We start from the raw sequence: 24,101 nt of genomic DNA on the forward strand, positions 1-24,101 counted from the left end.
TTCCGGTGTGCATCTCGTGGCCCCGAAACCCGGCCAGTTGCTCGGCCGGAACGCCGAGGCGCGGGGCGTCGCCGACCTCGTGGCCGGGGCGCGTGCCGGTCGCGGCGGGGCGCTGGTGCTCAAGGGTGAGGCGGGGATCGGCAAGAGCGCCCTGCTCGACGCCGCGGACGCCGCCGCGTCGGGGTTCACCGTCGTGCGTGCCTCGGGCGCGGAGTTCGAGCAGGAACTGCCCTATGCGGCGCTGCACCAGCTCTGCGTACCCGTGCTGAACCAGACGACCGAGATCCCCGCTGCGCTGCGGGTCGCGTTCGGCCTCGCGCCCGGCACGCCCGAGCCGTTCCGCGTCGGCCTGGCGATGCTGGAGCTGATGACCACCGCGGCCCGCACCCGGCCGTTGTTGTGCGTCGTCGACGACGCCCACTGGCTGGACACCGCGTCACGCGCTGCGATGGCGTTCCTCGCCCGCCGGATCGCCGCCGACCCGATCGCCGTGGTCTTCGCGGTCCGCATCCCCGCCCCGCTCGGCGAGCTGGCCACGCTGCCGCAGCTGCTCGTTGCCGGCCTGAGCGACGAGAACGCCCGGCAACTGCTGACCATCCGCAGCCCGTTCCCCCTCGACGAACGGGTGCGTGACCGGCTCGTCGCCGAAGCGCACGGCAACCCCCTGGCGCTGCTCGAACTCCCGCGGGCCGGGGGATTCGCGCCGCCGGAGACCGCGTCGGTGCCCAGCCGCGTCGAGCACGCGTTCCGGCGTCGGCTGGCCACGCTGACCGGTGGTGCCCACACGCTGCTCCTGCTCGCCAGCGCCGACCCGACCGGGGATCCCGAGCTGCTCTGGTCGTCCGCCGAAGCACTTCAGATCGACGTCAGTCAGGCGAGCGCGGACGCCGAGGCCACCGAGTTGGCCGAGTTCGGCATGCGGATCCGGTTCTGCCATCCGCTGGCGCGGTCGGCGGTCTATCGCGCGGCGTCGCCCGAGGAGCGCCGGATCGTCCACGGCGTCCTGGCCGACGTCACCGATGCGGTCACCGCGCCCGACCGCAAGGCGTGGCACCGCGCCCAGGCGGCGGTCAGCCCGGACGACGACGTCGCCGGGGAACTGGCCCGCAGTGCAGCACGCGCCCAGGCCCGCGGCGGGGTGGCCGCAGCAGCCGCGTTCCTGGAGCGCTCGGCCGAACTGTCGCCGGACGCCGACCGCCGCATCGGCCGGACCCTCGACGCCGCGCAGGCCCACATCGAGGCCGGCAGCAGCGAGGCCGCGGGAAAGTTGCTCACGACCGTCGAAACCGCGGTGCTGGACGACGTCCAGCGCTCCCGCCTCGAACTGCTGCAGGGCCGGATCGCGTTCCTGCGGCCGGGTGACGGCACCGGACCGGCGCTGATCGCGCGTGCCGCGCAACGCCTGTCCGACCCGGTCGCCGCCCGCGAGTGTTACCTCGACGCGCTCGAGATGAGCCTCGTCGTCGGCCGAGGCGGCGGTTTCGTCACCGAGATCCTCGCCAAGGCCCGCGCCGAAGCACCGGAGACCGAGTTCCGGGACGTCCTCGACGCACTGATCACGCTGGCCGCCGGTGACCACGCCACCGCCATCCAACTGCTGAAGGGCGACCACCGCCCGATGTGGAACCGCTGGCCCTCCCTGGCAACGATGATCGCCACCCAACTCTGGGACCCCCACACCCTCACCGCGATCGCCGAGCACCTCGTGAAGGTCGGCCGCGAGTCCGGCTCCCCGCTGCTGCTCCGCCTCGGCCTCGCCCAGAAAGCCACCGACGCCTCGCTCACCGGCGATCTCGGGCAGGCCTTGGCCGCGGTCGCGGAGGAGGGCGCGATCGCCGACGCCGCAGGCGAACCACCGCTGGTCTACCCCCGGCTGCAGGTGGCTGCGTTCCGTGGCCGCCGCGACGAAGCGAACGAGCTCTTCGTGCTCGCGGACCGCGCGGTGACCGCCGACGGCGCCGGCCAGGTCACCAACCTGCATTGGGCCACCGCGGTCCTGAACAACGGCCTCGGTGACTACCCCGCTGCGCTGGCGGCAGCCCGCGCGGCCGTCGAATCCCCGGACCTGTTCCACGCAGGGCCGGCCCTGGTCGAACTGATCGAAGCCGCGGTGCGCTGCCGCGAGCACAGGGTCGCCGCCACCGCGCTGGAGTCGCTCACCGTGCGCACGGAGGCCAGCGGCACCGCGACCGGGCTGGGGGTCGCCGCGTACGCACGCGGGCTCGTGACCGGCGTCGAGGACTCCTACCGGGAGGCGGTCAGTCGCCTCGCCGAGACCCCACTGCTGCCGTACCGGGGCCGCGCGCACCTGCTCTACGGGGAGTGGCTCCGGCGGCAGAACCGCCGCCGGGACGGCGTCGAGCAGCTCCGGATCGCCCACGAGCTGCTCTCCGCCGCCGGAGCCGAGGCTTTCGCCCGGCGCGCCGCCGACGAGCTCCGCGCGGCCGGCGAACAGGTCGACCGGCACGCGCAGGGAACCGACGAGAGCCTCACGCTCCAGGAGCTGGCCGTCGCCCGGCGGGTGGCGCACGGTGCCACGTCCAACGAGGTCGCCGTCGCGCTGTTCGTCAGCAAACGCACCGTCGACGCCCACCTGCGCAACATCTTCCGCAAGCTCGGGATCAGCTCACGCCGACAGTTGAAGGACCGACCGGAGCTTCTTCCTTCGCCCGGCGGGCCAGCGGAGCCAGCGTCCGCTGCACGATGATGTACTCCTCGTGATGCCTAGGTCGTGCGTCTAGGTATTCGTTGCCGATGCGAGTTCGCGTCCAGAAACTGCACCGTGGTGCGGTGCAAGCGATTCTCCTCTACATCGATCTGACGCTGGCCGTCCTGACGCTGATCGCCGCGCCGATCGCCGGCATCAGGGCGACCCGCCGCTGGCTGTGGATCCTCGCGGTGCTCGCGGCCGGGCGCCTCCTGATGGCCCTCGGGTTGGCGTTCAGCGGCGGCTTCGTGCTGGCCGATTCGCGGCTCACCGTGCAGGTGCCGCTGGCACTCTTACCCGCGGCCTGGGCGGTGTGGAAGCCCAGCCGGGTGGCGGCCAACGTCAGCGCGGCCGCCGGTGCGCTGTCCGTGTGGTGGCTGCTCACCCCGTTCCCGCCCTCCGACGCCGCCGCGATCCTCGGCGGGTCCGCGTTGGCGCTCGCGCTGATCGGCGTCGTCTCGACGGCGGTCGGGCGCTCGGAGTCCCGGGTCGCGCGCCTGCCGTGGACGGTCGCGGCGTTCCTGCTGGTCCCGGCCGTGACGCTGCTGGTCGCGGGCCAGGCGAGCGCGTCCGCGGGCGGTCACCAGCACGGCGGAGGCGGTGAGCGCAGCGTCGCCCAACTCACCGGTCCGAAGACCGGGACGCCGGACGTCCGGCTGACGTTGACCGCCGCCCGCACCGGGGACCGCCTCACGTTCAACGGGACCTCGCCGGGTCCGGAGATCCGCGCGAAGGTGGGCCAGCTCGTCGAGGTCACGCTGGTCAACCGCGACGTCGCGGAGGGCGTCACCGTGCACTGGCACGGCGTCGACGTGCCCAACGCGGAGGACGGCGTGCCGGGCGTTACGCAGGACGCCGTGCAGCCGGGGCAGAAGCACGTGTACCGGTTCGTCCCCGACCGGGCCGGATCGTTCTGGTACCACACCCACAGCGACGGCTTGCACAACGTCGAGAAAGGGCTGTTCGGAGCTTTTGTCGTAGAAGAGCAGCCGTTCGACGGCGTGGAGCGGACGACGTTCACGCACCTGTACCCCGGGGCCGACGTCACGCTGACCGGGCCCGGGAAGCAGGCCGTTGCGGCGGGCCGCGAGGTGCGGCTGCGGACGGTGAACAGTTCCCGGGAGCCGCAGCGCGTGCTGGTCGGCGGCACGAAGTTCCGGGTCGCGGCGATCGACGGCAATCCGGTCGAGGGCGCCACGCCGCTCGAGCCGGGCACCGAACTCACGCTCGCGGCCGGTGGGCGCTACGACGTCGAGTTCACGATGCCGTCCGGCGCGGTGACAGTGGCCGTCGGCGGATCCACCCTCACGTTCAGCCAAGACGGCAAGGCCAGTCCCGTATCGACGTCGGGCAGCGGGCAGTTCGACCCGCTGACGTACGGAACCGGGGGACCGGCGCCGAAAGGCGACTACCAGCGCACGTTCGACCTGCGCCTGGACGACGGATTCGGGTTCAGCGAGGGCCGGCTGTCCTACGTCAGCAGCCTGATCAACGGGCGGCTGTGGCCCGCCGTGCCGCCACTGGAAGTGGCCGAGGGCGACCGGGTGAAGATCCGCATCGTCAGCCGCAGCACGATCGTGCACCCGTTCCACCTGCACGGACACCGGGTGCGCGTGATCTCGCGCAACGGCGACGCGGCCACGGGCAGTCCCTGGTGGACCGACACGCTCGACGTCGACACCGGTGACGTGTACGAGGTCGAGTTCGTCGCGGACAACCCCGGCATCTGGATGGACCACTGCCACAACTTCCAACACGGCGCGAACGGCATGATCCTGCACCTCGCGTACCTGGGCGTCAGCACGCCGTTCACGGCCGACCACTCTCCGGAATAGGAATTCCCGTGACCCTTGTGACCGAGGTCGTACTGCCCGGCATCGTCGAGCCGAGCGGTCTGCAGATCCGCACGCGTGAACTGCCGGCGCCTGCGGCGGGCCACGTGCTCCTGCAGGTCGACGCCACGGGTGTGTCGTTCGCCGAGCAGCAGATGCGGCTGGGGCGGTATTACGGGCAGCCGGCGTTCCCGTTCGTGCCGGGCTACGACGCGGTGGGCACGGTGGTCGAGCCCGGCCCGGGCGTGGATCCCGTGATCGTCGGCCGCCGGTTCGCAGTCGTCACGAAGGTCGGCGGCTGGGCCAGCCACATCCTGGTCGACGCCGCCGATCTCGTGGCCGTGCCGGACGGCGTCGATCCCGCAGAAGCCGAGACCGTCGTGGTCAACGGCGTGACCGCGCGCCAGATGCTGTTCCGGGTCGCGAAGGTTCGGGCCGGGCAGACGATCGTGGTGCTCGGCGCGAACGGGGGAGTCGGGTCGACGCTCGTGCAGCTGGCGCGGCACGCCGGCATCAACGTCATCGGCACGGCGTCGGCGCGGCACTTCGAGACGGTGGAGAAGCTGGGCGCGACAGCTGTCGACTACCGGGACCCGGCCATGTTCCGCCGGATCGCCGACCTCGCGCCGTCCGGCGTCGACGCGGTGTTCGACCACGTCGGCGGGGCCGGGCTGAGGCAGTCGTGGCGGATGCTGAACAAGCGCGGGACGTTGGTGTCCTACGGTGCGGCCGCGTCGAAGGACGACTCCGGGTCGCCGCAGCTGCCGTACGTGAAGATCTACGCCCAGATCGCGATGTGGAACAGCTCGCCCACTGCGCGGAGCGCGCACTTCTACAACTTCTGGTCCGGTCGCCGGCGGCCGGCGACGTTCCGGCAGAAGCTGAGCGAGGACCTCACCGCGGTGTTCGGTCTCCTGGCCGACGGGGTGGTCGTTCCGCACGTCGCGGCGCGGATCCCGCTGCACCGCGCCGCGGAGGCGCTGGCCCTCGCCGAGTCCCGCACGGTCGCCGGGAAGGTGATCCTGACTCAGTAGCCTCGGATCGTCAGGCCGTGGATAGCCTGCGCGACGAGGTGCAGCCTGAAGTGCATGAGCACATTCACTGTTCCTGACCTGACCGGGAAACTCGCCGTCGTGACCGGCGCCAGCGACGGCTTCGGGTTCCACATCGCGACGCGGCTCGCTGCGGCCGGAGCCGAGGTCGTCATGCCGGTCCGCAACCGGCGGAAGGGCGAGGCGGCGGTCGCGAGGATCGCCGGGGACGTCTCGCTGCGGGACCTGGACCTGTCGTCGCTGGCGTCCGTCGCCGCGCTGGGCTCCACGCTGCGCGGCGAGGGCCGCCCGATCCACATCCTGATCAACAACGCGGGCGTGATGACCCCGCCGACCCGGCAGACCACCGCTGACGGCTTCGAGCTGCAGTTCGGCAGCAATCACCTGGGGCACTTCGCGCTGGTCGCCCACCTGCTGCCGCTGCTGCGCGCGGGGAACGCCCGGGTGACGTCCCAGCTGAGCGTCGCGGCGAACGCCGGGGCGATCCACTGGGACGACCTGAACTGGCAGCGCTCCTACGTGGGGCGCGACGCGTACAGCTCGTCGAAGATCGCGTTCGGGCTGTTCGGGCTCGAGCTGGACCGGCGCAGCCGGGCCGCGGGCTGGGGGATCACCAGCAACATCTCCCACCCCGGGGTCGCACCGACGAACCTGCTGGCCGCGCGTCCGGAGGTGAGCCGGGCCAAGGACTCGGGCGCGGTACGGCTGATCCGGGTGCTGGCCCGCCTCGGTCTCGCGGGTACGCCCGAGTCGGGAGCGCTGCCTGCCCTGCTGGCGGCGACGTCCCCGGACTCACGCGGTGGCCGGTTCTACGGCCCCCGCGGACTCGGGCACATCTCCGGCCCGCCCGCCGAGCAGGAGATCTACTCGCGCTTGCGCAGCGAGGACGACGCCCGCCGCAGCTGGGAGATCTCCGAGAAGCTCACCGGTGTCTCGTTCCTGGCCGATCACGCCTGACGTGCCCTGGGCTCCGCGATTCACGCTCGGGTTCCATCTGCGGGTCACTACCGGACGCGCAGGTCGACGACCATCTGGGCGGCCTCGGCAAGTCCCCGGGACGGTGGCCCGGACGCGGTGGGCGCGATGCGGTGCTGGGTTTCGGCGATCGTGGTGATCTCGCGGTCCGACAGGGGCAGGGCCCGGCGGGCGCGCATCGACAGTGCGATCGGTTGCCAGGCCGCCATCCACTCGGCCCGCTCCTCGTCGACCATCGCGTCCCAGTCGCGGCCGGCGACGAGCGACGAGGCGCGGGCCAGCTGCCCGGCCAGGGCGTTGATCTCGCCACCCCGGCGCCGCTTGCTCGCCGAACGGCGTCCCCGGTCGTCATCGGTCATGGCTCGACCCTAGGCCCGGCACCCCGCCGGTACCCGCGCGGTGGGGCTCAGCAGCGCACGGTTCCGTCGACGATCTTGAAGTACGGGGACGCGCCGAGGTCGCCGGTGAGCGGGCTGATCGCGTGCATCCACATGCGGAAGACGCGCTCGAGCGCCTCGAAGCGGTCGGAGGCCTCGTTGAGCTCGGCGATGCTCAGGTGCGTGAGCGACGGCTGCTGGCGGGCCTCGACGCCGATCGCCGGGTCGATCCGGGCGTACCCGGTGAGCCAGTCGCCGTGCGCCTGGGCCTCCCGGGTCGCGAACGCGGCGGTCAGCTCGGTCTCGATCGACTCCAGCAGGGCGTCGATCCGGAGATCGTCCTTGTATTTGCGGGTGAGGCGGCTGAACTCCGTGACCAGGTCGTCGGACTCCGGCTTCTCGTCCAACCGGTCGGCCATGACCTGGATCCGCCAGCGCAGCGCGTCGATCACCATCGAGTAGGTCAGCACGTACCGGCCGACGGCGCGGGCCTGCTCGTCGGTCGGGGTGTACGACGCTTCAGTCACGGGTTCCTCCAGGGTCCATCGCCAGAAAGGCCTCCCGGGCGCGGGCGGCGGCTTCGAGGACGAGCGGTTCGGTGTAGGTGATGCTGTGGTTCGCGCTGGTGACGATCGTCCACGCGAGGCCGAGCAGCAGGACGTCGTCGCCGCGCTCGATCTGCTCGGCGGAGAGCCGCTGACGCAGGACCGGCTGGATCATCTTCTGCAGGCGCCGGCCGACCGCCTCGCCGATGAACGCGTACTTCGACGGGAGGCGCCCGACGATCGCGTTCCAGGCCCGGGAGTGTTCCTGCGCGGCCGCGTTGCGGTGGGCGAACGCGTGGATCAGCGCCTGGAGGGGCGCTTCGTCGGCCGGTCGCGCGGCCAGTTGGTCGGGGATGCGGGACCCGCCTTGGACGCCGAACGCGATCAGCACGTCGTCGCGGGAGGCGAAGTAGCGGTAGAAGGTGCGCTCGGAGATCTCCGCGGCGGCGGCCAGGTCCGCGACCGTGATGTCGTCGTAGTCCTTGTTCTCGAAGAGCTCCACTGCCTGCGCGGTGATCAGGTCGCGCCCGGCTTCGCGGCGGGCGTTGGCGGTCTGCGTACGGAAGCTCACGCCGCACCCTCCGGGAGTCAGTCTCTGTCGAACACTGGCAGAGTCTGCCACACTCTTGCTACGGTCCGGAAATGCTTACTGTAAAAGCATGCTTACGGTAAAGAGAGGGAATCATGCGCATCGAGGACATGACCCTGATCAGCATCGACGACCACGTCGTCGAGCCCCCCGACATGTTCGAGGGCCACGTCCCGGAGAAGTACAAGGACGAGGCTCCGAAGGTCGTCAAGAACGAGCAGGGCAACGACACCTGGATGTTCCAGGGCGCGTCGATGGGCACGATGGGCTTGAACGCCGTGGTCAGCTGGCCGGCCGAGGAGTGGGGCATGGACCCCGCCGGCTACGCCGAGATGCGGCCGGGCGCCTACGACATCCACTCGCGTATCCGCGACATGGACCGCAACGGCATCCTCGCGTCGATGTGCTTCCCGACGTTCGCGGGCTTCTCCGCCGGCTTCTTCCAGAAGGCCCCGGACAAGGACCTCGCGTTCGCGATGCTGCAGGCCTACAACGACTGGCACGTCGACGAGTGGTGCGCGGCCTACCCGGGCCGGATGATCCCGATCGGCATCTCGCCGGTGTGGAACCAGGAGCAGATGGTCTCGGAGATCCACCGGCTCTCGGCCAAGGGCGTACGCGCGGTGACGATGCCGGAGTTGCCGCACCTGCAGGGTGTGCCGTCGTACCACGACATGGACTACTGGGGCCCGGTGTTCCAGGCCTGCAGCGACACCGGCACCGTGATGTGCCTGCACATCGGCGCGGGCCTCGGCGCGTTGAAGCTCACCCCGGGTGCGCCGATCGACAACATGATCATCCTGGCCACCCAGGTGTCGGTGCTGGCGGCGCAGGACCTGCTGTGGGGCCCGGCCATGCGGACATTCCCCGACCTGAAGATCGCCTGGTCGGAGGCGGGTATCGGGTGGATCCCGTTCTACCTCGACCGCAGCGACCGGCACTACACGAACCAGCGCTGGTTGCGCCGCGACTTCGGTGGCTCGCTGCCCAGCGAGGTGTTCAAGGCCCACTCGCTGGCGTGTTACGTCACCGACCCGGCGGCGCTGAAGAACCGGCACGAGATCGGCATCGAGACGATCGCGTGGGAGTGCGACTACCCGCACTCGGACTCGATCTTCCCGAACGCGCCGGAGTTCGTGCTCAACGAGATGAACAACGCCGGCGTGAACGACGAAGAGATCAACATGATCACCTGGCAGAACAGCGCCCGGTTCTTCGGCTGGGACCCGTTCAAGCACATCTCGGCAGAAGACGCCACTGTCGGCGCCCTGCGCGCCACCGCCACCGATGTGGACGTCTCGATCCGGCCCCGCGCCGAGTGGGCGAAGATGTACGAGGCCGCGTCGCGATGACGACCACGGAGACCGACAGCGGGGTGCTCGCCGGCGACGAGCGGATGCTCATCGACGGTGAGCTGCAGCTGACCGGCAGCGGTGCGACGTTCGACGTCGTGCACCCGGCGACCGAGGAGGTCGCCGGGCGGGCCACCGACGGCACCGTCGAGGATCTGGGCCGCGCGGTCGCCGCCGCACGGCGCGCGTTCGACACCACCGAATGGTCGCGCGACGTCGAGTTCCGCTACCACTGCCTCACCCAGCTGCACACCGCTCTGGAACGCAACAAGGAACGACTGCGGCGGATCACGGTGACCGAGGTCGGCTGCCCGGTCAGCATGACCGGCAGCCACATCGAGAGCCCGATCGACGAGGTCGCCCACTGGGCCGAGATCGGCCGGAACTTCGAGTACCTGCAGGACACCGGCGTGCACCAGTCGTTGGCCGGGCCGTCGCGGCGGCTGCTGCACTACGACCCGGTCGGTGTCGTCGGTGCGATTACCCCGTGGAACGTGCCGTTCTACCTCAACGTCGCCGAGACCGTGCCCGCGCTGATGGCCGGCAACACGGTCGTGCTCAAGCCGGCCCAGCTCACCCCCTGGGCGGGCAGCGAGCTGGGCCGGATCGTCGCCGAGGAGACCGACATCCCGGCCGGGGTGTTCAACGTCGTCGTCTCGAACGCCAACGAGGTCGGCGCCGCCCTGTCGGCCGACCCGCGCGTCGACATGATCACGTTCACCGGCTCCACCGCGACCGGCCGCGCGATCCTCGCCGCCGGAGCGTCGACGGTGAAACGGACGCTGCTGGAGCTCGGCGGGAAGTCCGCGCACATCGTGCTGGACGACGCCGACCTGACCGCGGCGCTGCCGATGGCAGCGATGCTGGCGTGCATCATGTCCGGTCAGAGCTGCGTGTTACCCAGCCGGATCCTGCTGCCGCGGTCCCGCTACGACGAGGGACTCGCGATCCTGCAGGCGACGATGGAGGGCTTCCCGGTCGGTGACCCCTGGGACCCGAAGAACATGCAGGGCCCGCAGATCAGCCAGGGCCAGCGCGCGAAGGTGCTCGGCCTGATCGCCGACGGCATCGCGTCCGGCGCCCGGCTGGTCACCGGCGGCGGTGTCCCGTCCGACCTTCCGGTCGGCTACTACGTGCAGCCGACGCTGCTGGCCGACGTCGACCCCGACGCCCGCGTGGCGCAGGAGGAGATCTTCGGCCCGGTGCTGACCGTCACCCCGTTCGACACCGACGACGAGGCGATCACGATCGCGAACAACTCGATCTACGGTCTGGCCGGTCAGGTCAGCAGCGCGGACGAGGACCGGGCGCTGACGGTGGCGCTGCGGCTGCGCACCGGCAGCGCCAACATCAACGGCGGACAGTCGTTCGGGCTGACCAGTCCCTTCGGCGGCACGAAGCAGAGCGGGCTCGGGCGCCGCAACGGCCTGCACGGGTTCCAGGAGTACTTGGAGATCAAGACCCTGGGGCTGCCCGTCTAGATCAGATCACGGATCATGCGCGGTCCGTCCACCTTCCGGTACGCCTCGGCGACGCGGGTGACCCGTTCGCGGTAGGACGCGGTGTCCAGGAGGTGGCGGACCGCTTCGGTGATCTGGTCGGGCTTCGGCCGCTGGGTGTGCAGGTCGACGCCCAGTTCCAGCAGGCCGACGCGGGCCGCCGTCGACGGCTTGTCCTCGGTCTCGCCGGCCACCACGACCGGGACACCGGCGGCGAGAGCCTGCTGCGTGGAGCCGTACCCGCCGTTCGTGACGAAGACGTCCGCCCGCGGCAGCAGCTGGGAGAACGGCACGAACTCCTCGACGATGACGTTGGCCGGCACCTCGACGTCCAGGTCCGCGATCGGGCGGCCGAGTGCGGCCACGACCAGGACGTCCTGGTCGGCGAGCGCCTCGAGCGTCGGCTCGATCAGTTCGGACAGGTCCCCGTTGGCCAGCGTCCCCTGGCTCACGACGACGACCGGCCGCGTGCCGTCCAGCTCGGGCCACCAGGCCGGCGGCTCCCAGCCCTCCGGCACGGCAGGCGTCAGCGGGCCGACGAACTGGATCAGACCCTCCGGCAGGTCCGAGCGCGGGAACTCGAACTCCGGAACGGTGAGTTGCGCGAGCACGTCGGGCTCGTGGTAGAGCGACGCGAAGATGTTCGGGAACGACAGGCCTGTGCCGCCGACGCTGTGCACGATGTCCTCGATGTACTGGCTGGCACCGGACACCGCGCCGGCCAGACCGGCGTTGAACCCGCGGTTGGCCTCGACCTGGTCGGTGCCGTCCGGTGCGGGCGCCGGGCCGAACGGCGTGGTGTCGTCGCTCGGGTAGTAGACCGGCGTGATGCCCACCGAGATCCAGCGCCGGGGACGGATTCCGGCTCCGTGCATCGACGGCAGCACGCCGAGGAACATCAGGTCGCCGACGACCACGCTGTCCGGGTCCTCGGCCAGTAACTCCTGGAGCAGCGCGTGCTGGTCCGGGATCGGATCGCCGAAGACGTGCGAGAAGTCGTGCACGAGCATCGCCGGGCCGGGCGGCAGGGAGACGCGCGCGGGGAACAGCTCGTTCAGGCGCCGGTCGTCGAAAGCGGCTTTGCCGGACAGCGGACGCATCCGGGCGCCCGCGCGCTCGGCCAAGTCGGTGAAACGCTCGCCGGTGACGACGGTGACGTCGTGGCCGGCGGCGACGAGGTCACCGGCGATCTGGATCATCGGGAAGACGTGACCTGCCAGGGGGACAGAAGCCACGATCACACGACTCACGACAAGATCTCCTCAATTGAGCGTAACGTTGTTCTGGTCAATTAGAAACCGTAGACTATGGACGCAAGTCGCGAAAGGAGGCCCGTGGCCCGCACCTACCGCTCCCCGGCCCGGGAGCAGCAGGCCGAGGAGACGAAGGTCCGGATCTGTCTGGCGGCCGCGCCGCTCTTCGCCACGCAGGGCTACGCCGCGACGTCGATGCGGCAGCTCGCCACCGCCGCCGGTGTCTCGATGGACACGATGTACAGCCTCGGGTCGAAGTCCGACGTCTTCCTGCGGGCGCTGGAGATGACGCTGAGCGGCCTGACCGACGGCACGCCGCTCTTCGACCGTCCCGACCTCGCCTCACCACCGCCCGGGGCCACGCTCCGGGACGTCGTCGAGGACGTCGTGGCTGCGGTGGTGGGCGCGAACCGGCGCGCTGTCGGCCTCTGGACCGCCTTCCTCGAAGGCGCCAACACCGATGCGGCGCTCGCCGCCGCGTTCGCCCAGCGCATCGCCGACATGCGCAGCGAGGGGATCAAACTGTTCCAGCGGTTCGTCGACTGGGGGCTCTGTCCGGCGCCCGTGGACCTGGTCCGCACCGTCGACCTGGGTTGGACCGCCTCCCACCCGAGCACCTACACGCTCATGGTGACGCACGCCGGCTGGACGCCCGCGCAGTACCAGGAGTGGCTGGTCGAGCGGTACCTGGAACTGCTACGTGGCTAGGATGCCGCCGTCGACGTAGAGGTCGTGGGCGTTCATCCCGGTGTTGCGGAGCAGGAATTCGGTGGCGTCGGCGACCTCGGCCATCGTGACCAGGCGCCCGATCGGCGTCCGGTCGGCGTGGGGCGGGTTCGGCACGTCCCGCCACTTCGGGCTGTCACCGATCAGGCCCGAGTGCAGCGCGTTGACGCGGTGCGGCGCGATCTCCAGCGCGAGCGTCTTCACCAGCCCGGTGATGCCGGCGTTGAACGTCGTCACGATCGTCGAACCGGGGTACGGGCGCTCCTTGGCGAGCCCGCCGAACAGCACGACGGCGGCGCCCGGGGTGAACCGGTCGCGCAGCACGCGGACGGCTTCCGCGTACCCGACCAGCTTCATCGTCACCGCGGCGATCGCGTCGGGCACGTTCAGGTTCGCGAGCGTGTTGGGTGCCTGGCCGACGGCGGTGATGATCAGGTTGTCGACCTCGCGCACGGACGCCAGTGAGGCGTCGAGCGTCTCGGGCCGGGCGAGGTCGAGCGTCAGCGTTCCGGTGCGGGGGCCGACCTCGGCGGCGGCGGCCTCGGCGGTCGCCTTGTCGCGACTGGTGATGACGACGTCGTCGCCGCGCTCGGCGAAGCGCCGGGCGATCACGCGGCCGACTCCGCCGCTGCCGCCGATCACGATCGTGGTGGTCATGCGCTCAGGCTCTCCAGGGTGCGGTTGGCCTGCTCACGCAGGACGGGGAAGGCTTCGAGGGCAGCCGGCGGCATGTTCGCCGCGACGGCCGCGAGTTCGTCCGGGGTTCCGACCCGTTCGAAGAAGCCGATGTTGAGGTGGGCGCCGACGGGCGGGGAGGACGCGATCACCGACCGCGCGAACGGGGCCCACGTCTCGTCGGGCATGTGGGCGGCCAGCGCGGGGAACAGCACGGGCTCCTCGTGTTCGAGGTGCTCGTGGACGAGGTTGCGTACCTCGGTGGCGGCCGTGGCCAGCTGTGCGCTGGGGACGGGTGCGTCTGCGAGTTGGCCGAGGGCGGCGTCCAGCGCATCGTGTTCTTCGTGGAAGTCGGTCAGGGTGGCGCCGGCCGCGAGGAGCTGTGGCCAGAGGACGTCGTCCTCGCTCTCGTGGTGGTGCCGCAGCGCCGCGACGGTGAAGTCGCGTAACTCGGTGAGTGCATCGTGCGGGCTGCTGGGCCGCTGGGCGGCATCGGCCAGCAACGACGTTGCCGCGCGATGCATCTTGTGGAGCAGCCGGGTCTCGGCAATTGCTTGGCTCACGAGTGTTCTCCGGTAGGTGGCTCGGCTAATATCCAGTTGGATATTAACTCACCGTGCAAAGGGGACTGATGAGCAGGCGTGACCCCGAGGGGCATCGGGCGGCGATCCTGGCGGCGGCCCGGGAGGCGTTCGGCGAGCGTGGCTACTCCGGTACGACGCTCCGGGAGATCGCGCGCCGCGCCGGGGTCACCCACGGGCTGATCACGCAGCAGTTCGCGTCCAAGGAGCGGCTGTTCCTCGCCGCGGTGCCCGGCAACAGCGACTTGGCGAGCGTCGCCGTGGGTGATCCGGAAACCCTGCCGGAACGGCTCGCGCAGGGGTTCGTGCAACGCATGGAGGCCGGTGCGACGACGGATCCGCTCATCATCCTGATCCGCAGCGCGGCCTCCGACGAGCGCACCGCGGCCAGCCTGCTCGCCGCGATGCAGGAACACAGCATCGACGTCTACGGGTCCGTTCTGCGCGGCCTGCCGGTCGACGATCTGGACGCCCGGGTCACGCTCGTCGGAGCGCAGATGATCGGGGTCGCGTTCGTGCGTCACATCGCGCGCACCGAGCCGTTGGCGTCGATGCCGCCGGAGCAGTTGACCACGCATCTCGCCCGGATACTGCGGAGCATTCTGTTCGGCTGAGCCCCCTTACGCTGCTGGTCAATGGACATCAGCGGAAGTGCGAGCCCCCTGCTCATCCTCAGCCTCAACCTGCTGGGGACGTTCGTGTTCGGACTCAGCGGGGGACTGGCCGCAGTGCGCGCGAACCTCGACCTGTTCGGCGTCGTCGTGCTGGCGACGGTCGTCGCGATGACCGGCGGAATCGTTCGCGACGTGCTGATCGGGACACCGCCGGCCACGTTCCGCGACTGGCGCTACCTGGTGGCCGCCGCGGCGGCCGGGCTGGTGTGTTTCTTCGGTGGCCATCTGCTGGAGCGGGCGGAGTCGAGCGTCACGATCTTCGACGCCCTCGGCCTCGGTCTGGTCGCGGTGACCGGGGCGAGCAAGGCGCTGCAGTTCGGCCTCGGCCCGATCCAGGCGATCATCCTCGGTGCGGTGACCGGGATCGGCGGCGGAATGCTGCGTGACGTCCTGCTCCGCGAGGTTCCGGCCGTGCTCCGGGAGGGGCTGTACGCCGTTCCGGCGCTCCTCGGGGCCGCGGTCGTCGTCGTCGCGCACCGCGTCGGGAGCACCAGCGCGGTGTTCACGGTGCTGGGGGCGCTGGTGTGCATCGTCGTCCGGCTGATCGGGTGGAAGTACCAGGTCAACGCCCCGACGCCGCGTCGGCGGTGAGCAGTTTCGCGACGGCGAACTCGAAGCGCTCGTCGAAGGATTCCTCGAGCAGGTTCGGCGTGGTGCGTTGGAGCGCGGGGCGCGGACCGACGTCGAGAGGTCGGATGACCTGTGCCTGTTCCTCCTGGGTGAGGCCGAGCGTCAGGTAGACGAGGCTCCAGCAGGTCCAGACGGCTTCTTTTTCCGGCAATCCGCCCTCGAGCAGGGCGCCGACCAGCGCCTCGGCGAAGTCCAGCGTCGCCGGTTCGGCCGCGTACGTGCCGCTGACGACGATCGCGCCGTCGCGGTGAGCGAGCATGGCGCGGCGGTAGCGGCGCATGAGCTCGGCGGCGCGGTCGCGCCAGTGTTCCGGTAGGTCCTCGAGTGAGGCGCCGGCGACGATCGCGTCGGCCATCAGCTCCATCAGCCGGGCTTTGCTCTTGGCGTGCCACAGGACGGTGTTCATCCGGACGCCGAGCCGGTCGGCGATCGTGCGCATCGAGACCGCCGAGGCCCCCTTCTGGTTCAGGACGTGGATTGCCGCTCGAACGACGTCCTCTTGACTCTTGGTCACTGACCTAGTCTAGTACTTGGTCAGTGACCAAGGAGGATGAGGCATGGTGGATGTCGTTGTTGTCGGGGCCGGGCCGACCGGTCTGTGGTTGGCCGGTGAGCTGCGGCTCGGTGGGGCAACCGTCACGGTCGTGGAGGCGCGCGCCCAGCGGGATCCAAACTCGAAGGCGCTGACGATTCATCCGCGCACGATCGAGATCTTCGACTGCCGGGGTGTCGTCGAGCCGTTCCTGGCCGAAGGGTTGCGTATCCCGAACGGACACTTCGGAGCGCTGCCGGATCGGATGGACTTCTCGGTGCTCGATACGCCGTATCCGTTCACGCTCGCGCTGGTGCAGGCGCGGACCGAGGAGCTGCTCGAGGCGCGCGCCGTCTCTCTGGGCGCAACCGTTCGGCGGGGTTGTTCGGTTGTCGGTCTCGCGGCGGCCGGCGTGGAATTGGCCGACGGCAGCGTGATCGAGGCGCGGTACATCGTCGGGTGTGACGGTGTGCGCAGCACGGTGCGGGAAGCCGCCGGCATCGACTTCCCCGGCACCGACGCCACCACCTGGGGCTGGCTCGGCGACGTCGTGCTCGACGCCCCGCCCGAGCGCGGCTTCGCCAGCATCGCCGGCGTCGAGGGCGGCCTGATGATCGTGCCGCTGCCCGGCGGGATCCACCGGTTCGTCGGCGGCGATCCGGTCGGCGACCGCCCCGGTGAACTGCAGTTCGACGAATTCCGCGCGACAGTGCGACGCATCGCTGGCACCGACTTCGGCATGCGCGACCCGGTGTGGCTGTCCCGCTTCGGCAACGCGACCCGGCAGGCAGCTTCGTACCGTCGGGGGAACGTGTTACTTGCCGGCGACGCTGCCCACATGCACTTCCCGACCGGTGGCGTCGGCATGAACGTCGGCATTCAGGACGCGCACAACCTGGGCTGGAAACTCGCCGCAGTGGTCACCGGCCGAGCCGACGAGAGCCTGCTCGATACGTATCACGAGGAGCGTCACCCGGTCGGTGCGGAGCTGCTGCGGCACACGCGGGCGCAGACCGCGCTGATCAACGCGTACTCGGCCGAAGGGCAGGCGTTGCGGTCGGTGCTCAGCGAGATGATCGCGATCGCGCCGGATCTGTCGCGGGAGCTGGCGGAGCGGCTGTCGGGGTTGAGCGTGGCGTACGCGTCGGGTCGGCGCGTGCCGGACCGGGACGGTCTGTTCGCTGCGCTGCGCACCGGACAGCACGTCACCACGGATCTGGGCGTCGTGCGGCCGGACGGGCACTTCGCTCTCTCAGGGTGAGGAGGGTCACGTCAAGGGCGTGGATACGGCGGCGCGGGGTAGCCCATGGTGTGTGCTTCGCAGAACGCGAGGCCAGCAGAGGGAGGCCACACCTATGGGCGCCGACGACAAGCTGAACAACAAGGCCGAAGAGATCGGCGGCAAGGTCAAGGAGGGCGCCGGCAAGGCGACCGACAACCCGGACCTGGAAGCCGAAGGCAAGGGCGACCAGGCCGGCGCCAACCTCAAGCAGGCCGGCGAGAAGATCAAGGACGTCTTCAAGTCCTGATCGACCTCCACTACCGACGCTGAACCGGGTCGGCTGAGAGACCGTCACTATGCTGATCGTTGCAGGATGGTCTTCAGCCGACCCGGGAGGCAGACGAATGACCAGTGGCCCCAAGTTTGACCTGCAGGCCCGCTTACGCACCGATCAGCCGGCCAGTGCGCGGATGTGGGACTACCTGCTCGGCGGTAAGGACAATTTCGCCGCGGACCGCACTGCCGCCGACGCCATCGTCGCGCAGCAGCCGGAGATGGCCGAGTTCGCCCGGGCCGGTCGTCAGTTCCTCGCGCGTGCCGTGGGGTTCCTGGCCGGTGAGGCCGGGATCCGCCAGTTCCTCGACATCGGGCCCGGACTTCCGACGGCCAACAACACGCACGAAGTGGCCCAGCGCATCGCGCCCGACTCCCGGGTCGTGTACGTCGACAACGATCCGTTGGTGCTGGTGCACGCCCGTGCGTTGCTGACCAGCAGTCCGGAAGGCGCTACCGACTACGTCGACGCCGACGCGCGGGACCCGAAGACGATTCTGCGGGCCGCTGCGGCCACGCTGGATTTCTCCCGCCCGGTCGCGGTCATGATGATCGGCATCCTGGGGCACATCTCGGACGAGGAGGGTCCCGCAGACGTCGTGCGCACGATCGTCGACGCGCTGGCGCCCGGTAGTTACCTCGCGATCAACGACACCATCACCACCCCGCGGAACGACGACGCGGCGGAGGCTGCCCAGAGCGAGGGTGCTGTCGACTACACGCTGCGGACCGTCGAACAGATCACCGCCTTTTTCGACGGCTTGGAGCTGGTCGAGCCGGGCGTCGTCTCGAATCCGCTGTGGCGCCCGGAACCCGGCACGCACCCGACCGAACTGGCCGTCTACAGCGGCGTGGCACGCAAAGTCTCACGCGCCGACGTGGATGCCGGGACGGCGTGACGGGTCGGGCTCGGCTTCGCGGAGGATCTCGCGGGTGACCGGGGCAGTGTCCCCGCGGCCGAGCAGGAAGTAGCGCACCATGTGCACCAGCGGGCTGCCTTCGGCCCACGCGAAGTAGCAGTGCGGGCGGACGCCGGTGGTGTCGCGCAGCGCCAGCAGGATCGCCGCGATCGCGTTCGGGGCCGCCGGTGCGTCGGCACGCAGCACCCGGTGCCCGTCCACCTCCACGCCCCGCACCTCGAGCGTGTTGCTGAAGCTGGACGGGTCGATCACCGCGATCTCCAGGAAGATCACGTCCGCCCCGCCCGGCACGGGGTTGTCGCCCCGCTGCTCGCGTTCCTTGTCCGCGTACTCGGCGGCGTTGCCGGCCTGGCGGCGGTTGGCGATCAGGTTGATGCGGTGGTCGTGGGCGATCGTGTCGGTGATGAACTGGCGCGCGGTCTCGTCGAACGTGATGCGGTCCGCGCGCAGCTCGGTGGTCCGCGAGACGCGGGAGATCAGCGAGATGACGATGATCCCGGCGATGAACAGCGCCGAGATCGCGATGCCGTCGGGCTTCTCGACGACGTTGTCGACCAGGGCGTACACGAGCACCGCGGTGAGCAGACCGAACCCGACGCCCGACAGTCGCCGACCGTGGCGGACCGCGGAAACCGTCACCGCGAACGCACCCGACACCATCATCGCCAGGATCCCGGTGGCGTAGGCGCCGGCCTGCGCGTCGACGTCCGCGCCGAACGCGATCGTCAGAATGACGCTGATCGTCGTGTAGACGAGCACGACCGGCCGCACGGCCCGGCCCCACTCCGGCGCCATGCCGTAGCCGGGCAGGTAGCGCGGCACGATGTTCACCAGCCCGGCCATCGCCGACGCACCGGCGAACCACAGGATCAGTACGGTGCTGATGTCGTAGACCGTGCCGAACGTCTCGCCGAGCTTCTCGTGCGCCAGCCACGCCAGCGCGCGTCCGTTGGCCTCGCCGCCCTCGTCGAACTCGGCCTCGGGGATCAGGATCGTCGTCACGAAGCTGCTGGCCAGGAGGTAGACACTCATGATCAGCGCGGCGCCGGTGAGTAGCTTGCGGGCATTGCGGATCCGCGACCGCAGCCGCTGCTCGGCGTCCGCGCCGTCGGTGGCGATCAGCGGCATCATGCTGACGCCGGTCTCGAACCCCGACAGGCCCAGCACCAGGGCGGGGAACGCGAGGATGGCCGGCACCGCGAGGTTCGAGAACAGCCCGCCGCTTCCGTCGGTCAGCGCACTCGTCCACGCCGACCACGCCCCGTCGGTCGTCACGACGTCCACCAGACCGACGACGATCACGACCGCGTTGAGCCCCAGGAACACCGTCACCAGCGGAATCGCGACGCTGACCGCCTCGGAGAACCCGAGCAGGAACACCCCGCCCAAGATCAACAGCATGATGACGGTCAACGCGACGGCGTGGCCGTGCAACGCCGTCGGGAAGTGCGGGTTCTCCAGCACGTGGAGTGACGCGTCGGCCGCGGACAACGTGATCGTGATGATCCACGACGTGCACACGAAACCCAGCAGCACCAGCACGAAGATCTTGCCGCGCCAGAACGGCAGCAGCTCCTCGAGCATCGCGACCGACCCGGCGCCGTGCGGGCTCTCCTTGGCCACCCGCCGGTACATCGGCAACATGCCCAGCAGCGTCAGCGCGACGATCAGCAGCGTCGCCAGCGGAGACACCGCACCGGCGGCGGTCGCGGCGATCGCCGGTACGTAGGCGAGACTGGAGAAGTAGTCGACGCCCGTCAGGCACATGACCTTCCACCAGGCGTGCTGCTCGGCGTGGGCCTCCCCGGCCGCGGGCCCGACCGGCTGCACCTGGTGCTTCAGTAACCACCGGGAGAGACCGCTGGTGGGCTGCTGGCCCGGTGCCGGTGTCTCCACCACGGCGGGTACCACGTGGTCGGCCGTGTCGTCCATGAACTGTCCCGGTCTCGATGGCACTGTCGCTGACACGCTACGTCCAGCGATCAGGCGGACGCGCCGCGGGTCAGGCGACCTTCCACAGCTGGACTTCGCCGTTGGCGAGGCCGAGCGCGATCACCGCGGAGGTGTGGTTGAACGTTGCGGATTTCGCGACCGCCCTGGTGTGCATGGTCACCGACCGTCCCGCCGGCTTGGCGTCGTCCGCGCTCCAGTGGGTGAGCGTGTTCCCGGCGAACACCGAGAGCTGGCTGCCGTCGGCGTTGAAGCCGAGCGTGAGCACGTCGCCGCCCTGGCTGCCCGGGTCGATCAGCGTGCCGACCTGCTCGCCGGTGGACGGGTCGAAGATCATCACGCCCTGGCCGACCACCCCGGCGGCCAGGCGGGTGCCGTCCGGGCTGAACGCCATCGTGACGATGAGGCGGTCGCCGGTCCAGTTGCGGATCGTGCGTTCCAGTTTGTGGGAGGTGAGGTCCCAGATGTGTATGCCGTCGTAGCCGGCGGTGGCTACCAGCTTCTTGTCGGGGGAGAACGCGACCACGTCGTGGCCGTGGTCCTCGCTCTCCGGCGAGCGCAGCGGGCCGTCGCCGTTGACGTCGCCGAAGCCGGACTCGTAGACCCAGACTTCGCCGTCGTCGGCCGCGCCGGCCATCGTGCGTCCGTCGAGGCTGTACGCGACGGCTCCGACCTGGCCCTCTCCCTTGCTGACTGCCGCGTCCTTCTGCGTACCCGTCGCCGGGTCCCACTGCTTGAGGTCGCCGAAGTCGCCGCCGGTCAGCAGCGGTTCGGAGCCGTCCGGCGTGCGCGCCGGGTCGTCGCCCCCGGGTTCTTCCGCGCCCACTGCAAAGGCCAGGTCGTTGACGTTGGTCGCGGTGCCGCCGAGGGGGCCGATGACGCGACCGTCCGCTTTGGTCGACCTGACGTAGGCCCGGCCGTCGGAGCCGACATAAGCCACCTGGCTGGCGGTGGAGTTGACCGCGAGGCGGTCGGCGCCTTTGTCGGCCTTGAACGTGAGCAGGTTCGTCGGCGCGCCGGTGCCGGGGGTGGCACTGGCCGACGGCGCCGGGCTCGAGACGACCGGCTCGTCCTCCGAAGCGTTGAACACGTCCCGATTGGCCACCAACACCGACACCCCGGTGACGATGAGCACCGCAATCGCCGCCGCCACAACGATCAGGATGTTGCGACTCTTCCTCCCGGACCGCGACCCAGAATCGGTGGGCGAGTGGCTGTCCGCCGCGCCGCCCTGGCCCAGCCCATTCGGCGGCGGCCCGCTGCCCGCGGCGCCGCCCGAATCCGGGCCGCTGCTCGCGGCGCCGTTCGGCGGGGCGCTGGCTGTGGGGCCGTTCCAGGCCGGCCCATTCCGGGGCGGCCCTGCGGGGGACGGGTCGCCTGCGGCTGGCGCGGCGGACACTGTGGGCGCGGAGCGCCAGGCCTGGGCTGGTTCGCGGGGGAGTAGGGCGCTGTCGATCCGTAAGGGGACGCCGGAGCGGGCGATCCAGTCGTGACCGAGGTCCTGGTCGGCGGCCCGAACGAGCTCCACCGCGAAGTCCCGCGCCGACTCCGGCCGATCCCCCGGATCCTTCTCCAACAACCGCAGAACGAGCGCCGACAACGCCGGCGGAACTCCCTCCATCGGCCGAGGCGGCACCGTCATGTGGTGATGCAACAACCCAGGCATCGGCAACTCGGACGGAAACGGCGACCGCCCGGCAAGCAACTCGTAAAACGTCGCCCCGAGCGCGTACAGATCCGTCGCGGGCCCGATCCGCCCACCCGCTATCTGCTCCGGCGCGATGTACCGCGGCGTCCCCACGATGTTGACGCTCGCCGACGCATCGGTCCCGGCAAACAACTTCGCGATCCCGAAGTCGCCGACCTTCAGCAACCCCTCGGACGTGAACAGCAGATTCGCCGGCTTGATGTCCCGATGCACGACCCCTTGCCGGTGAGCAACGGACAACGCCTCGGTGACCGCGAGCATCCACGCCGACGCGACCCCCGGATCCACGGCCCGCCCCATCCGATCGGCGAGCGTGCCGCCACCCAGGAACTCCATCACCAGCAGCAGCACCATGCCGTGCTCGGCGTACTCGTTCACCCGGACGATGTGCGGATGGTCCAACGACGTCAGCACCCGCGCCTCGGTGAGGAACCGCTGCGAGGCACTCACCGCGTCGCTCTCGACGGTCATCAGCGCCTTGACCGCGTGCGTCGAGCCCAGACGCCGGTGTCTGGCGGTGAAGACCACCCCGTGCGCGCCCCGTCCGATCGGCTCGCCGACCTCGTACTGCGGTAACGCGGCCACCAACTGCGCCCGGTCGATGATCACCATCGTCCACTCTGTCTGCGTTCACTTCAGGACTGATTACGACGATACTGTCGCCACTGGGGCTGAAGTGATGGTAGCTACCAGTTGCACCCCCACGTCGGAGGCCGCAACAGCCCGGGTACCCCTGACATCGACGAACCGCAGCGCGGCCAGGTCGAGGACGCAGTTCATGGTTGAGGAAATGGCCGCGGGCTCCCTCGATGTCCTCGGATCCCCGCTTCCAGCTGAACGAGCGGTCAGCCCGGACGTCGAGGCGGTGCTGCACCGGGCGCGGGGGTCGTTCGCCGGCTGGGTGGCCCGGAACGCTGCGGCGTTCGGCTGAGTAACCGTATGGCCGCTAGGAAGCGACGTTGCCGCAGCACCCGTCGCCTGGGGGGTGACCGGGCCCGGTCGTCGGCGCGCAGCAGGCGTCGCCGCGCCAGGCTTCCCGGCCTTCCTTCACTGCGACCGCGGCGATGACCAACGCGGCCACCGGATCAGCCCACCACCAGCCGAACAGTGAGTTCACGGCCAGGCCGACCAACAGCACTCCCGACAGGTACGTACACAGGAGCGTCTGCGTGGAGTCGGCGACCGCGGACGCCGAGCCCAGCTCACGGCCGGCGCGGCGCTGAGCCGCGGAGAGCACGGGCATGATCGCCAGGGACAGCGCAGCGAGGACCAACCCGACCGTCGAGTGTTCGGCCCGCTCCCCACCGATCAGGGCGCGCGCGGACCCGACGCTGACGTAGGCGGCGAGCGCGTAGAACGAGACCGCGATGATCCGCAGTGCCACCCGCTCGCGTGCTTGCGGATCCCGACCGGCGAATTGCCAGGCCACCGCGGCGGCCGACGACACCTCGATGACCGAGTCGAGCCCGAACCCGATCAGCGCGGTCGAGGACGCGATGTGCCCTGCGGTGATCGCGACGACGGCCTCGACGACGTTGTAGGTGATCGTCGCGGCCACGAGCAGCCGGATCCGCCGTGCAAGGACGGCGCGGCGGGCAGGGGAGGGGCCGAGCCGGAGCACCGTCATCAGCAGCAGCCCTTCTCATCGGCGTCCCGGCACGCGGCCGGGTCGACGGCGAGGACCAGTCCGAGTAGGTCACCCAGGGCATGCGTGAGCCGTGGATCGGCCAATTCGTAGCGGGTCCGTCTGCCTTCCGGCGCGGCCACGACCAGGCCACAGCCACGCAGGCAGGCCAGGTGGTTGGACAGGTTCTGCCGCGAGGTGCCCAGCGCCTCGGCCAGGTCTGCGGGATAGGCCGGCCCGTCGCGCAACGCGAGCAGTACCCGGGCGCGCACCGGGTCCGACAGCGCGTGCCCGAACCGGGCGAGAACTTCGCCGTAGGTCGCCGTCTCCATTCGTTGACAGTAC

24 protein-coding genes are annotated in these 24,101 nt (G+C 70.3%); 13 read left to right on the plus strand and 11 right to left on the minus strand.

The annotated features are described in order from the left end of the window. Positions 1 to 7 precede the first annotated feature (7 nt). The 4 genes from ACGFY5_RS25135 to ACGFY5_RS25150 all read left to right on the plus strand — a co-directional run bounded on the left by ACGFY5_RS25135 (position 8) and on the right by ACGFY5_RS25150 (position 6,548). Entirely contained in the window at positions 8 to 2,707 is a 2,700-nt protein-coding gene (locus ACGFY5_RS25135; protein WP_392723414.1) for an AAA family ATPase, read from the plus strand. A gap of 83 nt (positions 2,708 to 2,790) precedes the next feature. Then, positions 2,791 to 4,542, plus strand: coding sequence for a multicopper oxidase domain-containing protein (locus tag ACGFY5_RS25140; RefSeq protein WP_392723416.1), 1,752 nt, complete (start codon positions 2,791 to 2,793; stop codon positions 4,540 to 4,542). A gap of 8 nt (positions 4,543 to 4,550) precedes the next feature. After that, a complete protein-coding gene (locus ACGFY5_RS25145) occupies positions 4,551 to 5,573 on the plus strand; it encodes a medium chain dehydrogenase/reductase family protein (protein ID WP_392723418.1) in 1,023 nt (340 codons plus the stop codon). A 54-nt stretch (positions 5,574 to 5,627) separates the two neighbouring features. Next, entirely contained in the window at positions 5,628 to 6,548 is a 921-nt protein-coding gene (locus ACGFY5_RS25150; RefSeq protein ID WP_392723419.1) for an SDR family oxidoreductase, read from the plus strand. A gap of 47 nt (positions 6,549 to 6,595) precedes the next feature. Here ACGFY5_RS25150 and ACGFY5_RS25155 read toward each other — a convergent pair whose 3' ends face one another. From ACGFY5_RS25155 to ACGFY5_RS25165, 3 genes are read right to left on the minus strand one after another with little or no spacing between them, the layout of a single operon-like run. Next, positions 6,596 to 6,925 (minus strand): hypothetical protein, encoded by a 330-nt coding sequence (locus tag ACGFY5_RS25155; RefSeq protein ID WP_392723422.1) that lies wholly within the window; start codon positions 6,923 to 6,925, stop codon positions 6,596 to 6,598. 47 nt (positions 6,926 to 6,972) lie between these two features. Continuing rightward, on the minus strand, positions 6,973 to 7,470 hold the full coding sequence (locus ACGFY5_RS25160) for a hypothetical protein (protein ID WP_392723424.1): 498 nt from the start codon (positions 7,468 to 7,470) through the stop codon (positions 6,973 to 6,975). Beyond that, positions 7,463 to 8,059, minus strand: coding sequence for a TetR/AcrR family transcriptional regulator (locus ACGFY5_RS25165; RefSeq protein ID WP_392723426.1), 597 nt, complete (start codon positions 8,057 to 8,059; stop codon positions 7,463 to 7,465). Before ACGFY5_RS25165 ends, ACGFY5_RS25160 begins: the two co-directional genes overlap by 8 nt. A gap of 113 nt (positions 8,060 to 8,172) precedes the next feature. Here ACGFY5_RS25165 and ACGFY5_RS25170 point away from each other — a divergent pair, with 113 nt between their 5' ends. After that, positions 8,173 to 9,429 (plus strand): amidohydrolase family protein, encoded by a 1,257-nt coding sequence (locus ACGFY5_RS25170; RefSeq protein ID WP_392723428.1) that lies wholly within the window; start codon positions 8,173 to 8,175, stop codon positions 9,427 to 9,429. Further along, a complete protein-coding gene (locus tag ACGFY5_RS25175) occupies positions 9,426 to 10,910 on the plus strand; it encodes an aldehyde dehydrogenase family protein (protein WP_392723430.1) in 1,485 nt (494 codons plus the stop codon). Before ACGFY5_RS25170 ends, ACGFY5_RS25175 begins: the two co-directional genes overlap by 4 nt. Here the strand turns inward: ACGFY5_RS25175 and ACGFY5_RS25180 are convergent. Beyond that, positions 10,907 to 12,178 (minus strand): glycosyltransferase, encoded by a 1,272-nt coding sequence (locus ACGFY5_RS25180; protein WP_392723432.1) that lies wholly within the window; start codon positions 12,176 to 12,178, stop codon positions 10,907 to 10,909. The genes ACGFY5_RS25175 and ACGFY5_RS25180 overlap by 4 nt on opposite strands. 84 nt (positions 12,179 to 12,262) lie before the next feature. On the opposite strand from ACGFY5_RS25180, the gene ACGFY5_RS25185 reads away from it, so the two are divergent. Then, entirely contained in the window at positions 12,263 to 12,889 is a 627-nt protein-coding gene (locus ACGFY5_RS25185) for a TetR family transcriptional regulator (RefSeq protein ID WP_392723433.1), read from the plus strand. Here the strand turns inward: ACGFY5_RS25185 and ACGFY5_RS25190 are convergent. Next, positions 12,878 to 13,564 carry an SDR family oxidoreductase gene (locus ACGFY5_RS25190; protein WP_392723434.1) on the minus strand — a complete coding sequence of 229 codons (687 nt, stop codon included), beginning with the start codon at positions 13,562 to 13,564 and terminating at the stop codon, positions 12,878 to 12,880. The genes ACGFY5_RS25185 and ACGFY5_RS25190 overlap by 12 nt on opposite strands. Next, entirely contained in the window at positions 13,561 to 14,145 is a 585-nt protein-coding gene (locus ACGFY5_RS25195) for a hemerythrin domain-containing protein (RefSeq protein WP_392723436.1), read from the minus strand. Before ACGFY5_RS25195 ends, ACGFY5_RS25190 begins: the two co-directional genes overlap by 4 nt. A gap of 68 nt (positions 14,146 to 14,213) precedes the next feature. Between ACGFY5_RS25195 and ACGFY5_RS25200 the strand changes: the two genes are divergently transcribed. Continuing rightward, positions 14,214 to 14,777: a TetR family transcriptional regulator gene (locus ACGFY5_RS25200; protein WP_392723438.1), complete on the plus strand. Its 564-nt coding sequence runs from the start codon at positions 14,214 to 14,216 to the stop codon at positions 14,775 to 14,777. Positions 14,778 to 14,798: 21 nt separating this feature from the next. Beyond that, positions 14,799 to 15,428, plus strand: a complete 630-nt coding sequence (locus ACGFY5_RS25205) for a trimeric intracellular cation channel family protein (RefSeq protein WP_392723440.1) — start codon at positions 14,799 to 14,801, stop codon at positions 15,426 to 15,428. Here the strand turns inward: ACGFY5_RS25205 and ACGFY5_RS25210 are convergent. Next, positions 15,400 to 15,981, minus strand: a complete 582-nt coding sequence (locus ACGFY5_RS25210; protein ID WP_392723441.1) for a TetR/AcrR family transcriptional regulator C-terminal domain-containing protein — start codon at positions 15,979 to 15,981, stop codon at positions 15,400 to 15,402. The two genes, ACGFY5_RS25205 and ACGFY5_RS25210, sit on opposite strands and share 29 nt — an antisense overlap. 43 nt (positions 15,982 to 16,024) lie before the next feature. On the opposite strand from ACGFY5_RS25210, the gene ACGFY5_RS25215 reads away from it, so the two are divergent. The 3 genes from ACGFY5_RS25215 to ACGFY5_RS25225 all read left to right on the plus strand — a co-directional run bounded on the left by ACGFY5_RS25215 (position 16,025) and on the right by ACGFY5_RS25225 (position 18,453). Continuing rightward, positions 16,025 to 17,260: an FAD-dependent monooxygenase gene (locus ACGFY5_RS25215; protein WP_392723443.1), complete on the plus strand. Its 1,236-nt coding sequence runs from the start codon at positions 16,025 to 16,027 to the stop codon at positions 17,258 to 17,260. A 94-nt stretch (positions 17,261 to 17,354) separates the two neighbouring features. Continuing rightward, positions 17,355 to 17,528: a CsbD family protein gene (locus tag ACGFY5_RS25220; RefSeq protein WP_392723445.1), complete on the plus strand. Its 174-nt coding sequence runs from the start codon at positions 17,355 to 17,357 to the stop codon at positions 17,526 to 17,528. 97 nt (positions 17,529 to 17,625) lie between these two features. Continuing rightward, positions 17,626 to 18,453, plus strand: coding sequence for an SAM-dependent methyltransferase (locus ACGFY5_RS25225; protein WP_392723447.1), 828 nt, complete (start codon positions 17,626 to 17,628; stop codon positions 18,451 to 18,453). Here ACGFY5_RS25225 and ACGFY5_RS25230 read toward each other — a convergent pair. After that, positions 18,421 to 20,406: an amino acid transporter gene (locus tag ACGFY5_RS25230; protein WP_392723448.1), complete on the minus strand. Its 1,986-nt coding sequence runs from the start codon at positions 20,404 to 20,406 to the stop codon at positions 18,421 to 18,423. The genes ACGFY5_RS25225 and ACGFY5_RS25230 overlap by 33 nt on opposite strands. A 70-nt stretch (positions 20,407 to 20,476) precedes the next feature. Continuing rightward, positions 20,477 to 22,744, minus strand: a complete 2,268-nt coding sequence (locus tag ACGFY5_RS25235) for a protein kinase (RefSeq protein ID WP_392723450.1) — start codon at positions 22,742 to 22,744, stop codon at positions 20,477 to 20,479. Positions 22,745 to 22,910: 166 nt separating this feature from the next. Between ACGFY5_RS25235 and ACGFY5_RS25240 the strand changes: the two genes are divergently transcribed. Further along, on the plus strand, positions 22,911 to 23,063 hold the full coding sequence (locus tag ACGFY5_RS25240; protein WP_392723451.1) for a hypothetical protein: 153 nt from the start codon (positions 22,911 to 22,913) through the stop codon (positions 23,061 to 23,063). Positions 23,064 to 23,078: 15 nt separating this feature from the next. Here ACGFY5_RS25240 and ACGFY5_RS25245 read toward each other — a convergent pair whose 3' ends face one another. Further along, on the minus strand, positions 23,079 to 23,759 hold the full coding sequence (locus ACGFY5_RS25245; RefSeq protein WP_392723452.1) for a cation transporter: 681 nt from the start codon (positions 23,757 to 23,759) through the stop codon (positions 23,079 to 23,081). Beyond that, on the minus strand, positions 23,759 to 24,088 hold the full coding sequence (locus ACGFY5_RS25250; protein WP_392723453.1) for an ArsR/SmtB family transcription factor: 330 nt from the start codon (positions 24,086 to 24,088) through the stop codon (positions 23,759 to 23,761). Before ACGFY5_RS25250 ends, ACGFY5_RS25245 begins: the two co-directional genes overlap by 1 nt. Between the last annotated feature and the right edge of the window lie 13 nt (positions 24,089 to 24,101).

The sequence above is a fragment of the Cryptosporangium sp. NPDC048952 genome (assembly GCF_043197895.1).
GTDB lineage: Bacteria > Actinomycetota > Actinomycetes > Mycobacteriales > Cryptosporangiaceae > Cryptosporangium.